General features: G+C 46.9%; 16 protein-coding genes and 1 riboswitch. All 16 genes read left to right on the top strand.

Annotated features, from left to right (window positions below; translation table 11 throughout):
* Positions 1 to 35: 35 nt before the first annotated feature.
* Positions 36 to 608 (top strand): low molecular weight protein arginine phosphatase, encoded by a 573-nt coding sequence (locus MHH92_RS27585; protein WP_036612575.1) that lies wholly within the window; start codon positions 36 to 38, stop codon positions 606 to 608.
* A 96-nt stretch (positions 609 to 704) separates the two neighbouring features.
* Positions 705 to 786, top strand: a riboswitch (ZMP/ZTP riboswitch).
* Between the two features lie 141 nt (positions 787 to 927).
* Positions 928 to 1,521, top strand: a complete 594-nt coding sequence (locus MHH92_RS27580; protein WP_076254013.1) for a TIGR01440 family protein — start codon at positions 928 to 930, stop codon at positions 1,519 to 1,521.
* A gap of 219 nt (positions 1,522 to 1,740) precedes the next feature.
* Positions 1,741 to 2,988, top strand: coding sequence for a serine hydroxymethyltransferase (gene glyA / locus MHH92_RS27575; protein ID WP_164783303.1), 1,248 nt, complete (start codon positions 1,741 to 1,743; stop codon positions 2,986 to 2,988).
* Positions 2,989 to 3,413: 425 nt separating this feature from the next.
* Positions 3,414 to 4,043 (top strand): uracil phosphoribosyltransferase, encoded by a 630-nt coding sequence (upp, locus tag MHH92_RS27570; protein ID WP_017691929.1) that lies wholly within the window; start codon positions 3,414 to 3,416, stop codon positions 4,041 to 4,043.
* 37 nt (positions 4,044 to 4,080) lie between these two features.
* Positions 4,081 to 5,238 carry a non-hydrolyzing UDP-N-acetylglucosamine 2-epimerase gene (gene wecB, locus MHH92_RS27565; protein ID WP_282320072.1) on the top strand — a complete coding sequence of 386 codons (1,158 nt, stop codon included), beginning with the start codon at positions 4,081 to 4,083 and terminating at the stop codon, positions 5,236 to 5,238.
* A 185-nt stretch (positions 5,239 to 5,423) separates the two neighbouring features.
* On the top strand, positions 5,424 to 5,678 hold the full coding sequence (locus MHH92_RS27560) for an AtpZ/AtpI family protein (protein ID WP_017691931.1): 255 nt from the start codon (positions 5,424 to 5,426) through the stop codon (positions 5,676 to 5,678).
* Positions 5,671 to 6,048: an ATP synthase subunit I gene (locus tag MHH92_RS27555; protein WP_017691932.1), complete on the top strand. Its 378-nt coding sequence runs from the start codon at positions 5,671 to 5,673 to the stop codon at positions 6,046 to 6,048. Before MHH92_RS27560 ends, MHH92_RS27555 begins: the two co-directional genes overlap by 8 nt.
* Before the next feature lie 45 nt (positions 6,049 to 6,093).
* On the top strand, positions 6,094 to 6,912 hold the full coding sequence (atpB, locus tag MHH92_RS27550; RefSeq protein ID WP_017691933.1) for a F0F1 ATP synthase subunit A: 819 nt from the start codon (positions 6,094 to 6,096) through the stop codon (positions 6,910 to 6,912).
* Between the two features lie 78 nt (positions 6,913 to 6,990).
* Positions 6,991 to 7,215: a F0F1 ATP synthase subunit C gene (gene atpE / locus MHH92_RS27545; RefSeq protein WP_017691934.1), complete on the top strand. Its 225-nt coding sequence runs from the start codon at positions 6,991 to 6,993 to the stop codon at positions 7,213 to 7,215.
* A 113-nt stretch (positions 7,216 to 7,328) separates the two neighbouring features.
* Entirely contained in the window at positions 7,329 to 7,817 is a 489-nt protein-coding gene (gene atpF, locus MHH92_RS27540) for a F0F1 ATP synthase subunit B (RefSeq protein ID WP_036612568.1), read from the top strand.
* Entirely contained in the window at positions 7,814 to 8,362 is a 549-nt protein-coding gene (locus MHH92_RS27535) for a F0F1 ATP synthase subunit delta (RefSeq protein WP_036612565.1), read from the top strand. The genes atpF and MHH92_RS27535 overlap by 4 nt, the downstream gene beginning before the upstream one ends.
* A gap of 16 nt (positions 8,363 to 8,378) precedes the next feature.
* Positions 8,379 to 9,893 (top strand): F0F1 ATP synthase subunit alpha, encoded by a 1,515-nt coding sequence (gene atpA / locus MHH92_RS27530; protein WP_047840700.1) that lies wholly within the window; start codon positions 8,379 to 8,381, stop codon positions 9,891 to 9,893.
* Positions 9,894 to 10,063: 170 nt separating this feature from the next.
* Positions 10,064 to 10,936: an ATP synthase F1 subunit gamma gene (atpG, locus tag MHH92_RS27525; RefSeq protein ID WP_036612560.1), complete on the top strand. Its 873-nt coding sequence runs from the start codon at positions 10,064 to 10,066 to the stop codon at positions 10,934 to 10,936.
* Between the two features lie 95 nt (positions 10,937 to 11,031).
* A complete protein-coding gene (gene atpD, locus MHH92_RS27520) occupies positions 11,032 to 12,435 on the top strand; it encodes a F0F1 ATP synthase subunit beta (protein ID WP_047840699.1) in 1,404 nt (467 codons plus the stop codon).
* 62 nt (positions 12,436 to 12,497) lie between these two features.
* A complete protein-coding gene (locus MHH92_RS27515; protein WP_036612555.1) occupies positions 12,498 to 12,902 on the top strand; it encodes a F0F1 ATP synthase subunit epsilon in 405 nt (134 codons plus the stop codon).
* 606 nt (positions 12,903 to 13,508) lie between these two features.
* Positions 13,509 to 13,766 (top strand): DUF1146 family protein, encoded by a 258-nt coding sequence (locus MHH92_RS27510; protein WP_017691941.1) that lies wholly within the window; start codon positions 13,509 to 13,511, stop codon positions 13,764 to 13,766.
* The last annotated feature ends 34 nt before the right edge of the window (positions 13,767 to 13,800 follow it).

The raw sequence follows: 13,800 nt of genomic DNA, 5'->3' as shown, positions 1-13,800 counted from the left end.
ATTCGCATCATATGTAAAATGGGGAGGCTAACACAATGAAACATATTTTATTCGTGTGTACAGGAAATACGTGCCGCAGCCCCATGGCAGAGGGGCTTTTGAGAAAACTGGCATCGGAGCGTGGCATTCAGGTAGAGGTTCGCTCCGCAGGTGTGGCAGCAACGTCGGGTATGCCGATCTCCCGACATGCTGAAGCGGTTTTGAGAGATCATAACGTTGAAGGTCCACCTCATTCCACACAGCTTAGCTCTAACCTGGTAGGTTGGGCCGATCTGGTTCTTACATTAACACGGAGTCATAAGCAGCATGTCATGCAGGTTTTTCCCGATTCAGTCCACAAAACCTATACATTGAAAGAATATGTGGAGGATGATGAACAGGTATTAAGTGATGTTCAGGAGTTGGACAGCCTGTTTGCAACGCTTGAGATGAAACGTGCCCTTGGCCAAGAGATCCTGGCATCGGAGCGTGAGCGAGCCATTGAGATTAGACAACGAATTCCAAGTTTCGACATCTCCGATCCGTTTGGAGGAAGTCGTGATGATTACAATATAGCTGCAGCTGAGATTCGGACGGCATTGGACCGGCTTTTGGATAAGCTGGGATAATTCTGATCCTGCGAGGCAGGTTATAGAAATAGGACACGTGATGTAAATTAACCGTTGATTTTAGCCGCGGGTTGTTTTATGATGAAGGGGAAAACAGGGATCCGGTGTAACTGGCGACGAAGTGGGCATAACCACGATGGAGCACCGGAACAAACGGCCGGTCGCCTGGGCAAAAGAGCAATTCTGCGTTACCCGCAGACTGCTCTTTTTTTCGTCTTTCATCTGATTATTCGCTATAATAGTACCTGAGATGCCGTGCAAGAATACGAAGGACAACCAAGAGACAGCGGGCATGATTTTATCGGGAGGCGATAATAGGATGACTATAGAGTTAGATTCGGAACAACCCGGATTGCAGGAACAGACCGCGTCTATTCTGCATGAACTGGCGCTTGCCGGACAGCTTGGGCCTGGACAGATCGTTGTGATCGGTACAAGCACAAGTGAAGTCGCAGGCGCTCGGATTGGTACGAGTGGTGCCATTGAAGTGGCGCAGCAGCTTCTTGCGGGTATACGCGAGGTGCAGGAAGAGTTCGGTTTTGACACGGTATTCCAATGTTGTGAGCATCTGAACCGTGCGCTGGTAATGGAACGTTCTGTGCTTACTCGACTTGGATTGACCGAGGTTGGTGCAGTACCCGTGCCCAAGGCCGGAGGTTCAATGGCATCCGCAGCATATCGTTCGCTGACCGATCCATGCCTGGCTGAACATGTGCAGGCCCATGCGGGACTGGACATTGGGGAGACGATGATTGGGATGCATCTCCGGCATGTAGCCGTACCCTATCGTACAGCGCTTCGCTATGTTGGAGATGCTCGTGTAACCACAGCGTTGACCCGTCCGAAGTTGATTGGCGGCGAACGCGCGGTGTATCGTATGGAAGAACAACCAGATTCGACATTTTGTGACTAACATATAAAGCGAGACTAATTGGGTTACACTCCTGACTTTGATTGCATCACCATCTTCCGATCGCTGTTATCCCCAGATTTTTTTATTCCCTAATTAAAAGGGGAAATCCGGTGATAAAGGCGACCACTTCGTTTCTTCAGATTGGTGTTGCACTCGCCGTTTTCGTGTAAACATTAGTTTCACTTTATAACTTCACTTATACCTGGGAGGAATTTAATCATGGAACAATTGCGCAAGAATGACCCGGCAGTACTGGAAGCGATGAATCTTGAACTGAAACGTCAACAGAACAACATCGAACTGATTGCATCCGAGAACATCGTAAGTGAAGCAGTAATCGAAGCAATGGGATCTGTTCTGACCAACAAGTACGCTGAAGGATATCCAGGTAAACGTTACTATGGCGGTTGTGAGCATGTGGACATCGTTGAAGACATCGCGCGTGATCGTGCAAAAGAATTGTTCGGAGCAGAACACGTGAATGTTCAACCTCACTCCGGTGCACAAGCGAACATGGCAGTTTATCTTGCAGCGTTGAAACCTGGTGATACTGTACTTGGTATGAACCTTGCCCATGGTGGACACCTCACACACGGTAGCCCGGTTAACGCATCCGGTCTGCTGTACAACTTTGTAGCATACGGCGTACAGGAAGATACATTCCTGATTGATTATGATGAAGTACGCAAAGCGGCTTTCAAACACCGCCCTCGTCTGATCGTTGCAGGTGCAAGTGCATATCCGCGTACCATTGATTTTGAAAAGCTGGCTTCCATCGCCAATGATGTAGGCGCTTTGTTCATGGTGGACATGGCTCACATCGCAGGACTGGTTGCTGCTGGTTTGCATCCAAACCCGGTTCCACATGCGCATTTCGTAACAACAACTACACACAAAACGCTGCGTGGACCTCGTGGTGGTATGATTCTGTGCCGCAAAGCGTGGGCAGCAGCGATTGATAAAGCCGTATTCCCAGGTTCCCAAGGTGGACCTCTGATGCACGTGATCGCTTCCAAAGCGGTAGCATTCGGTGAAGCTTTGCAACCATCGTTCAAAACGTATGCTGAGAATGTCGTGAAAAACGCACAGGTTCTGGCTGAAACACTGATCGCTGAAGGATTGAACATCGTATCTGGTGGTACAGATAACCACTTGATGCTGATCGACACACGCAGTGTGAACATCACAGGTAAGGAAGCTGAGCATGTGCTTGATTCCATCGGTATTACCGTGAACAAAAATGCAATTCCATTCGACCCTACAAGCCCGTTTGTAACGAGTGGTATTCGAATTGGTACACCTGCTGCAACTTCCCGTGGCATGAACGAAGAAGCGATGGTAGCGATCGGTAAGATCATTGCTAAAACGCTGAAAAATCCAAAAGATACAGCGAAGCTGGATGAAGCCCGTGCAGAAGTGACTGCACTGACAGACCAATTCCCGCTCTATACAGATCTTAAATACTAAAAAACTTTGCTAATGGTGTTTGTATTTGAGTTTTTCAATGTAAACACTCGGACGGAGCAAACCGAAAGAACCTGAAGAAGCGTAGCGCTCGCCTTTATCCCCAGATTTCAACAATTATAATTGGATCAAAGAAATCTGGGGATAACAGCGATCGGAAGGTCATTCGGTTTGCGGAGCATCATCAGTGGTTACACGTTTTTGAACATACTCAATGACATAACAGCAGGAGCAAAACAGGACCGGATGGATCATTTTCCGGTCCTGTTTTTTATAGGATTCGGTAATCTGTAATGATTGGGTGCCCTTTGATGGTGTAATTCGTTGTTGGTGATGATATAATATACAGGATTTATCGAGCCCATGAATGGTGGCTAGGTATATTTGGAAATGCTGAACATGAAGAACTTACCGGAGGGACAAATTAGATGGGAAAATTAGTAATATGTGATCACCCTTTGATTCAACACAAACTGACGTTTATACGCGACATGCGTACGAATACGAAAGATTTTCGTGAATTGGTGGATGAAGTAGCAACGTTGATGGCTTATGAGATTACAAGAGATGTTGAACTGGAAACGATTGATGTACAGACACCTGTAGCTGCAACACAAGGTAAAGTTATCTCTGGACGTATGCTCGGACTGGTGCCGATTCTGCGCGCAGGACTCGGAATGCTGGATGGCGTTGTGAAATTGTTGCCAGCGGCAAAAGTTGGACATGTTGGTCTGTTCCGTGACCCGGAAACACTGCAACCGGTAGAATACTACACCAAACTGCCTACAGACGTAACCGAGCGTCAATTGATTGTAATTGATCCGATGCTGGCAACCGGTGGTTCGGCAATTGCAGCTATTGACGTGCTCAAAAAACGTGGCTGTACCCAAATCAAGATGATGAACCTGGTTGCGGCACCGGAAGGCGTAAAAGCTGTGCAAGATGCACATCCCGATGTGGACATCTATGTAGCAGCATTGGACGACCGTCTGGATGATCATGGTTATATCGTTCCAGGGCTTGGAGATGCAGGAGACCGTCTATACGGCACTAAATAAGCATATTGCATGCGGAGTAGAAAAGAGGCTTGCTCGAATGTCTAACAAAATTAAAGTCATGACGATCTTCGGGGTGCGTCCGGAAGCCATCAAGATGGCTCCGCTTATTTTGGAATTGCAGAAACACCCTGAGTCTATTGAATCTATTGTTTGCGTAACTGCGCAGCATCGCCAGATGCTGGATCAGGTACTTGAAGTTTTCGACATTCATCCCGATTATGATCTGGATGTGATGAAGGACCGTCAGACATTGAATGAAATTACAATTCGTGTGCTTGGCGGTCTGGAGCCAGTGTTAGCCGAAGCTAAGCCGGATATTGTACTAGTTCACGGGGATACATTAACTACCTTTGTAGCGAGCTATGCAGCATTCTTGCAACAGATTCAGGTAGGTCACGTGGAAGCGGGGCTGCGGACGTGGAACAAGCTGTCTCCATATCCGGAAGAGATGAACCGTCAGCTGACGGGAGTACTGGCTGATCTACACTTTGCGCCTACGGATTGGTCTTCTTCCAATCTTGCCAAAGAAAATAAATCGGAGTCTAGTACGTACGTCACAGGCAACACGGTAACAGATGTGTTTCAATATACTGTACGGGAGGACTACACACACCCGGTACTTGATTGGGCCCAAGGCAAACGCCTTGTGCTGATGACAGCTCATCGCCGTGAATCTCAAGGCGAGCCTCACCGCAACATTTTCCAGGCCGTCAAACGGATTGCCGACGAATTCGAAGATATTGCCATCGTGTACCCGGTGCATCCAAGTCCTGCTGTGAAGGAGCCGGCTCACGCGATCTTGGGGAATCATCCCCGTATTCAATTAATTGATCCACTAGACGTGGTGGATTTGCATAACTTTTACCCGCACACTCACTTGATTTTGACCGATTCAGGCGGTTTGCAGGAAGAAGCACCTTCGTTTGGTGTGCCTGTGCTCGTATTGCGCGATACAACAGAACGCCCGGAAGGTATTGAAGCTGGAACGCTGGAATTGGTAGGTACCGAAGAGGAACGTGTGTATGAACGGACCAAAGCTCTGCTTACAGACAAAACCCTGTATGCAAGCATGAGCCAGGCTGCCAATCCATACGGTGATGGACATGCTTCGGAAAGAATTGTCAATGCGATTTTGCATCATTTCGGTGTAAATGGTGAGCGTCCGGAATCATTTCACAGAAAATTCAAAAAATAATACATTTTTTCTGACGGATTTATAAAGGGCAAGCATACAGTTAAACTGTACGGTTTACGCGGGTTTATGGGCTTTGAGGGTCTGTATTCCCGTCGTTTCCCCCTTTAAAACGCTAAAATCATTCAATTGACAAAGGCTCTCATCATTCAGTAAAATTAACTGGGATTGCAAGGGTGGCGTGGAAAATGGCCGATTCGAACAAACCAAATTCATCCCGTAACCATGACGATAATGTATGGAAAGCGATGGGACTCGTGACAGCTTTTGGGATCGAGATTGCCATTCTCGCTGTTGCCGGATATTACGCTGGCTCCTGGTTGGACAAGACCATCGGAGGTAACGGAATATGGATCGCCGTAAGCGTTCTCTTTTTTCTTGCGGCAGGCGGTGTAAGCATCTACTTTATCGCGAAAAAAATCATGGGGGAAAGTGATGAGTGAACTAACCAGATACCGCAGATCGATGACTGTTTTCGTCATGTACTTTCTTATGATTTGTTTTCTCGCAGCGGCCTTTATGCCACGTGTGGAGACAATTGCTTTGGGACTGGCCCTGGGTACAGGAGTTAGCTGGATCAATGCATTTTACCTGGGCTACAAAGTAAGGAAAATGTCTGATGATGCGGCAGAAGGTAACTTGAAGCGTGTCAACTTGGGATTTTTGACAAGAGCGGCATTCGCTGTGCTCGGTATATTCATATCGATGCGCTTTCCGCAGTACTTCAATACATATGCGGTTGCAGGCGGTCTCGTCATTGCACAATATTCCTTATTGATTATAGGGATTGTCTATTCCCGCAGAGCAGAATGATGTTAAGGGCTGCAGCTTTCAAGTCGAGAAAGGGGTGAGAAAAATATGCATGAAGCTCCAATTATTATGCTTGGCGGATTTCGACTGGATCTATCGGTTCTGTTGATGCTGGTAGTTACAGGTGCAATTGTTTTTATTTTTGCTGTACTGGCAACACGGAGATTATCCGTTGAAAATCCCGGCAAGCTGCAAAATTTTATGGAGTGGGCAGTAGAATTCGTCCGCAATCTGATTTCCAGTACAATGGATATGAAGAAAGGTAAACATTTTATCTCTCTCGCTCTTTCCATGATTATGTTCATTTTTGTAGGGAACATGCTCGGACTTCCGCTCGTGGCTGTATCTGAGGTAACAGATGTTAATCAGGCACAGGTATTCGGTAAGCCGATTGTTACAGCGGTGGAGGCGTTTGAAAAAGCGCATGCCAAGGACCCTGAAGCACACCCACACGTTGAACTGGCCTGGTGGAAATCACCAACAGCCGACTTGTCTGTAACGATGGGACTTGCTCTCGTAGCGTTCCTTGTATCTCATGGACTTGGATTGTTCCGTAACACCAAAGGGTATCTCCAGCATTACTTCAAGCCATTCGCCTTGTTCTTGCCAATCAACTTGATTGAGACGGCATCCAAGCTGTTGACACACGGTATGCGTTTATTCGCGAATATCTTTGCAGGTGAGGTACTGATCGCAACGATCCTGAAACTGACCACATTCAAAGTGTTTGGTGCTATTGCAGCGATTCCGCTACTTATGGTGTGGCAAGGCTTTAGTATCTTTATCGGCGCGATCCAGGCATTTGTGTTTGTTATCTTGATGATGGTATACATTTCACAGAGCATCGAGACGCATGACGAGCATTAAGTTTCAAGCCCTACGAAGATTTCTTCAACAGGCTGAACAATAAAAAATACGATTTATTATTTTAAGGAGGATATACAAATGGGAGCAATGGCATTAATCGCAGCAGCAATTGTTGCAGGACTGGGCGCGTTTGGCGCAGGTATTGGTAACGGTATGGTAATCAGCAAAACGGTGGAAGGTATTGCCCGTCAACCGGAAGCAAAATCCACTCTTCAAACAACAATGTTTATCGGTGTAGGTTTGATCGAGGTATTGCCGATCATCGGTGTGGTACTCGCGTTCATGTTCTACGGTATGGCTTAATCAAATTTTAAAGGTTTGGCGGGGAAGGCCATAGCCATCCGCGCCTTCTTTTTAGGTAATGTCCGTTCTAACGGATGACGTTTCAAGGATACCTCCAGGAAGGAGTGAACAGATTGAGTTTCATATGGGAAAATACGCTTCTTGCGATTGTTGCATTTGCAATTTTATATTGGCTGCTTAGCCGTTATGCCTTCGGGCCTTTGTTCTCCATTATGGAAAAACGTCGTGAACTCGTGATGACGCAGATGAATGAGGCTGCACAGACTCGGGAACAGGCCATTGCCTATGTGGAGGAACAAAAACAAGCTCTTGAACAAGCACGTCAAGATGCTTACGACATCATTGAACAGTCCAAACAAACAGGTGGCAAACAAGCTGAATCGATTTTGGCTGATGCAAAAGCTGAAGCTAATCGTCTGAAAGACGATGCAGTACGCGAAATCGAGAGCGAGAAGAACAAAGCAGTCGCAGCACTTCGCAGCGAACTGGGTACAGCTTCCGTTCAGATTGCATCCAAGTTGATCAAAAAAGAAGTTGAGAACGGTCCTGCACAAGAAGAGCTTGTGAACCAATACCTCAATGAGGTAGGAGGCCGACAATGAGCCGCGATACGATAGTTGCCAAGCGTTATGCGAAAGCATTGTTCGAAGTTGCTCTTCAGCAACAGCAGGTGCTTGAGGTTGAACAGGAACTGGTTGCAGTAGTCAGTGCATTGACCGGAGATGCAGATATCGAGAAATTTATCGTATCCCCTAACATTTCTGATGAAGCCAAGCAGAACGTAATTCACTCAAGTCTTGATGGCAAGGTATCCGATTCAGTCCTTCGTACAGTCTTGTTGTTGATTGAGCGCGGACGCGTTGAATTGCTGGGAGACTTGCTGAATGATTATCGGAAGATCCAAGGTGAGTCGCTGGGCATCGCTGATGCGCGTGTCTACTCGACTTATGCGTTGAATGATGAAGAAAAAGAAGCGGTAGCCCGTGAATTCGGTGGCCGTGTGAATAAAAAGATTCGTATCGAGAACATTGTTGATCCGACTCTGCTGGGCGGATTGAAAGTCGCCATTGGCGATACGATCTATGACGGCAGCTTGGCTGGCAAGCTCGAACGTCTTGAGCAGTCTTTTAACAGACGAGTACAGTAGATTGGGGTGAGGACACTTGAGTATCAAACCAGAAGAAATCAGTACATTAATTAAGAGCCAAATCGAACAATACAAGACCGATATCGATGTAGTCGAAGTCGGAACGGTAATCGAGGTTGGTGATGGTATCGCTCGTGTTTACGGACTTGAGAACGTCATGTCCAACGAGTTGGTTGAATTCCCAAGCGGTGTTATGGGACTCGCCATGAACGTCGAAGAAAGCAATGTCGGTGTCGTTATCCTGGGACCTTACTACGATATTCGTGAAGGTGACCAAGTGAAACGTACTGGTCAAATCATGCAAGTGCCTGTAGGCGAAGCATTGATTGGACGCGTTGTGAACCCGCTCGGTATTCCTGTAGATGGCAAAGGGCCAATCGCTACAACGGAATTCCGTCCGGTTGAAGGTAAAGCACCAGGCGTAATGGATCGTAAATCGGTTCATGAGCCGATGCAAACAGGGATCAAAGCCATTGATGCAATGGTTCCAATCGGTCGCGGACAACGTGAGTTGATCATCGGTGACCGTCAAACAGGTAAAACATCCATCGCGATTGATGCGATCCTGAACCAAAAAGGTAGCGGCATGAAGTGTATCTATGTGGCTATTGGTCAGAAACAGTCTACGGTTGCTCAAGTTGTGGAAACTCTTCGTCGTAAAGGCGCAATGGAGTACACAATCGTTGTAACTGCAGCAGCTTCCGATCCATCACCACTCTTGTACATCGCACCGTATTCCGGTTGTTCGATGGGTGAGTACTTCATGTACAAAGGCGAGCACGTTCTGGTTATCTATGATGACTTGACCAAACAAGCCTCTGCATATCGTGAGCTTTCCTTGTTGCTTCGTCGTCCACCGGGCCGTGAGGCTTATCCGGGTGACGTCTTCTACCTGCATTCCCGTTTGCTGGAGCGTGCTGCGAAGCTGAATGATGAACTTGGTGGTGGTTCTTTAACCGCACTGCCGTTTATTGAAACACAAGCTTCCGACGTATCTGCTTACATCCCAACGAACGTAATCTCCATCACGGACGGACAAATCTTCCTGGAAGCTGACTTGTTCAATGCTGGACAACGCCCGGCGATCAACGTAGGTATTTCCGTATCCCGTGTCGGTGGTTCTGCTCAGATCAAAGCGATGAAAAAGGTTGCAGGTTCCCTGCGTCTCGACCTCGCTCAATATCGTGAGCTTCAAGCGTTCTCCCAGTTCGGTTCCGATCTGGATAAAGCGACTCAGGCCCGCCTGAATCGTGGTGCGCGTATGATGGAAATCCTGAAGCAAGGTGTTAACCAGCCGCTGCCTGTAGAACAACAGGTTGTCAGCTTGTACACTGCGGTTAAAGGATTCCTGGATGAGATTCCAACAGGTGATGTTACTCGTTTCGAGCGTGAGTTCCTCGCGTTCATGGAGAGCAGCCATCCGGAGATTCTTGCATCCATCCGTGATACTAAAGAATTGACTGCAGACAACGAAAATGCACTGAAAGGTGCAATTGAGAAGTTCAGAAAGAGCTTTGCTGTCTCTGTCTAAATAAATGATTGCAGGTGCGGAGTTGTCTAACCGATTCCGCATGTCTGCATGTAATACTTTGACTCTGTCAAAAAAGATGATGCTTACGATGTAGTTTTGACATTGTCAAAACTAGTGGTGATGCTTACGAAGTAACTTTGACCCCGTCAAAGTTTTGAGGTGGTGAAATCATGGCAAAAGGCATGCGCGAAATTAAGCGGCAAATTAAAAGCGTACAAAGCACCAAGCAGATCACCAAAGCAATGGAGATGGTAGCTGCTGCAAAACTGCGTAAAGCGCAGGAAAAAGCGGAAGCAGCCCGTCCTTATTCGGAGAAACTGAAAGAAGTTGTAGCTAGTATTGCATCAAGCACGCAAGGTATACAGCATCCGATGCTGGAGAGCCGTCCGGTCAAAAAGACAGCTTACCTGATCATTACATCGGACCGTGGTCTTGCAGGTGGATACAATGCGAACGTTTTGCGTCAGGTTAATCAGACGCTCAAAGAACGCCACAACTCCCAAGATGACTACGAATTGTTCGTCATTGGACGTAAAGGACGCGATTACTTCAGACGTCGTGAAATTGCGATGGCATCCACAACAACGGATCTGTCGGATTCGCCTTCATTTGCAGACATCAAATCCATCGCACACGAAGCTGTTCATGGGTTTGAACTGGCTGAATTTGATGAATTGTACATTTGTTATAACCGCTTTGTGAATGCGTTGACCCAGATTCCTACGGTAGAAAAACTTCTTCCGATGGAAACACCTGAGGTAACTGCTGCGGAAGGACCAACGGCAAGCTACGAATACGAGCCGTCTGCTGAAGCTGTACTTGAGGTCTTGCTTCCGCGTTACGCGGAAACGCTGATCTATGGTGCACTTCTGAACGGTAAGGCAAGTGAGCTCGGCGCGAAAATGACGGCAATGGGTAATGCAACCAAAAATGCATCCAAACTCATTAACGACTTGTCATTGACATACAACCGTGCCCGTCAAGCGGCGATTACGCAGGAGATTACGGAAATTGTGGCAGGTGCCAACGCAGCACAAGGCTAACCGTTTTTTTATTAATGAAGGCTTGCAGAGCAAAGATAAACGAACGGTACATTATTTTTGCAAAAGTAGCAGGCTTGTAGGAGGGGAACGTTAAGATGAACAAAGGACGCGTTGTGAGCATCATGGGTCCGGTTGTTGACGTCGAGTTTGATCGCGGCGGTCTGCCGGAAATCCTCAATGCCATTACGATCACTACAGTAAGTGAGAGCGGCGTTAGTGTAAACCTTACACTCGAAGCTTCGAAACATCTGGGTGACAACCGAGTACGTTGTATTGCGATGTCCTCCACGGATGGACTTGTTCGTGGTATGGAAGCTTTAGATACAGGAGCACCAATCTCTGTACCCGTCGGAGAAGCAACACTGGGTCGTGTATTTAACGTACTCGGCGAAGCAATTGATACTGGCGGTGCCGTAGCTGCTGAGCACAAGAATCCGATTCACCGTTCAGCACCTGCATTTGATGAACTGACTACCCAAGCAGAGATGCTGGAGACAGGAATCAAAGTTATCGACTTGCTCGCTCCTTACGCTAAAGGTGGTAAAATCGGTCTCTTCGGTGGTGCCGGTGTAGGTAAGACGGTAACCATTCAAGAATTGATCAACAACATCGCACAAGAGCACGGCGGTATCTCCGTATTTGCGGGTGTTGGTGAGCGTACACGTGAAGGTAATGACTTGTATCACGAGATGAGTGATTCCGGCGTTATCAACAAAACAGCAATGGTCTTCGGACAAATGAACGAGCCTCCAGGCGCACGTCTTCGTGTAGCCCTCACAGGTCTGACGATGGCGGAATACTTCCGTGATGAAGAAGGCCGTGACGTGTTGCTCTTTATCGATAATATCTTCCGTTTCACCCAAGCGGGTTCAGAAGTATCTGCCTTGCTTGGACGTATGCCTTCCGCGGTAGGTTACCAACCTACGCTGGCAACAGAAATGGGTCAACTGCAAGAACGTATCACATCAACGAAAAAAGGTTCTGTAACATCCATCCAGGCCATCTACGTGCCTGCGGATGACTACACTGACCCGGCTCCTGCAACGACGTTTGCCCACTTGGATGCAACGACGAACTTGGAGCGTAAAATTTCCGAGATGGGTATCTACCCTGCGGTAGATCCACTGGCTTCCAGCTCCCGGATCTTGTCCCCTGAAGTTGTAGGTGAAGAACACTACAGCGTAGCTCAAGGCGTTAAACGTATCTTGGCACGTTACAATGAATTGCAAGATATCATTGCAATCCTGGGTATGGACGAGTTGAGTGAAGAAGATAGAGCGCTTGTATACCGTGCTCGTAAAATCCAACGTTTCTTGTCCCAGCCTTTCCACGTTGCTGAAGCATTTAACGGTATTCCGGGTAAATACGTTCCAGTTAAAGAAACGGTGCGCAGCTTTAAAGAGATTCTCGAAGGTAAGTATGATGATCTTCCGGAAGCAGCTTTCCTCTTTGTTGGTACAATTGAAGAGGCAGTGGAGAAAGCCAAAACACTGGTTTAGTCTGAATCCAGGATTGTCCTTATGAAGCGGGCTATCCTTCGGATATTTCAGGAGGGATGGAATTGAGCACCTTTTTGTTGGAAATCGTAACACCCGAGCGTTTGGTCTATTCAGAACAGGTGAATAGCATTACGGCTCGTGGTATTGAAGGGGAACTGGGCATTCTGCCAGGTCATATTCCTATGGTTACACCTTTGCAGATTGCACCAATCTATATCCATAACGGAAAAGAAAATAAACGAGTTGCTATCGGTGGCGGGTTTATCGAAGTTCGTAAAGATAAGGTTGTTGTACTCGCAGAGAGTGCTGAATTCCCGGAAAGCATTGATGTGGATCGTGCGCGTGCGGCGAAAGAGCGGGCAGAACGTCGGCTTGCAAGCCAAAGCAATCAGGACCACTTTGATCACCGTCGTGCAGAGATTGCGCTGCAAAAAGCGGTTAACCGGATTAATGTGTTCGGCAAATAAACGATTCTTTGAAGCCTGGCGGCTTAGTCTGCCGGGCTTTTTTGAGTTTGTTTGATAGAATTGTTTTATCGAATATATCAAAAGGGCTGACCACAAATCCATCCTATTCCTTCAGTGAACAGAAGTATTTTAAGCAAAATATTCACCGATTATGAGGATTTGAATAGAATGTAGGACTAAAGTAGTGGGCGCATTTACCACTAAGAGAACCATTTTTTTCATGAGTAAATTTAAATTATTTCCGAGGAAATGACAGAATCGATATCGAAATAGCGCTCTTTTATGTCGTTTTAGTCACAAAATCCCGGCATTTTAAAATTAAACTATTTTAGAAGTGGAAATCAATGTAATTGACAATGTATGATGAAAGAGCCTATATTCCATAGAGTCAGCAGAAGCAGGAAGCTGCGTAGTAGATTCCATAGTCATGCACAGCCGCATTGTTGCTGCTCGGTGATTGGGCATCAGGAGATTCCTGCCTGGCAGGAATAAATCTGACAGTAAGCTCAGTATGTTGTGCTTAAGACATTCCAGTATACTAACAAGTTATGGGTGCCGGGCATATGATATGCTGATCGCTGCAACAAATGTGGAGGTAAAGAATATATGGATACTGATCTGACGAATCAGGTGAACCAGGCGTTAAGCACCAACGGCTTGGTCTCAATCATCGTCTCCCTGTTATGTATAGCGTTGTCTTGGTGGGCTTTGACAAATCTCAAACTGGATTTAATCATCAGGCAACCACGAGGTGCTCAGGGAAGACTGTTGCATTTGTTGCTCGCCATCATTTTGGGGCATGCCGTTGCTGGCTTTGTCATTGACTACTTGTCCTGGACTCAAATGTTGCGTAATTTGTTTTAATGTTGAGATGGTTGGTTAATCATCTGTTAGGTTC

This window comes from Paenibacillus sp. FSL M7-1414 (assembly GCF_038003195.1).
Lineage (GTDB): Bacteria > Bacillota > Bacilli > Paenibacillales > Paenibacillaceae > Paenibacillus > Paenibacillus amylolyticus.
The sequence above is the reverse complement of the archived record's forward strand: the minus strand, read 5'-3'. Positions and strand labels throughout refer to the sequence as shown.

Excerpts from the sequence above, each read along its gene's own strand:
- MHH92_RS27585 (WP_036612575.1), top strand. The coding sequence starts at position 36 with ATGAAACATATTTTATTCGTGTGTACAGGAAATACGTGCCGCAGCCCC.
- MHH92_RS27580 (WP_076254013.1), top strand. The coding sequence starts at position 928 with ATGACTATAGAGTTAGATTCGGAACAACCCGGATTGCAGGAACAGACC.
- glyA (WP_164783303.1), top strand. The coding sequence starts at position 1,741 with ATGGAACAATTGCGCAAGAATGACCCGGCAGTACTGGAAGCGATGAAT.
- upp (WP_017691929.1), top strand. The coding sequence starts at position 3,414 with ATGGGAAAATTAGTAATATGTGATCACCCTTTGATTCAACACAAACTG.
- wecB (WP_282320072.1), top strand. The coding sequence starts at position 4,081 with ATGTCTAACAAAATTAAAGTCATGACGATCTTCGGGGTGCGTCCGGAA.
- MHH92_RS27560 (WP_017691931.1), top strand. The coding sequence starts at position 5,424 with ATGGCCGATTCGAACAAACCAAATTCATCCCGTAACCATGACGATAAT.
- MHH92_RS27555 (WP_017691932.1), top strand. The coding sequence starts at position 5,671 with ATGAGTGAACTAACCAGATACCGCAGATCGATGACTGTTTTCGTCATG.
- atpB (WP_017691933.1), top strand. The coding sequence starts at position 6,094 with ATGCATGAAGCTCCAATTATTATGCTTGGCGGATTTCGACTGGATCTA.
- atpE (WP_017691934.1), top strand. The coding sequence starts at position 6,991 with ATGGGAGCAATGGCATTAATCGCAGCAGCAATTGTTGCAGGACTGGGC.
- MHH92_RS27535 (WP_036612565.1), top strand. The coding sequence starts at position 7,814 with ATGAGCCGCGATACGATAGTTGCCAAGCGTTATGCGAAAGCATTGTTC.
- atpG (WP_036612560.1), top strand. The coding sequence starts at position 10,064 with ATGGCAAAAGGCATGCGCGAAATTAAGCGGCAAATTAAAAGCGTACAA.
- atpD (WP_047840699.1), top strand. The coding sequence starts at position 11,032 with ATGAACAAAGGACGCGTTGTGAGCATCATGGGTCCGGTTGTTGACGTC.
- MHH92_RS27510 (WP_017691941.1), top strand. The coding sequence starts at position 13,509 with ATGGATACTGATCTGACGAATCAGGTGAACCAGGCGTTAAGCACCAAC.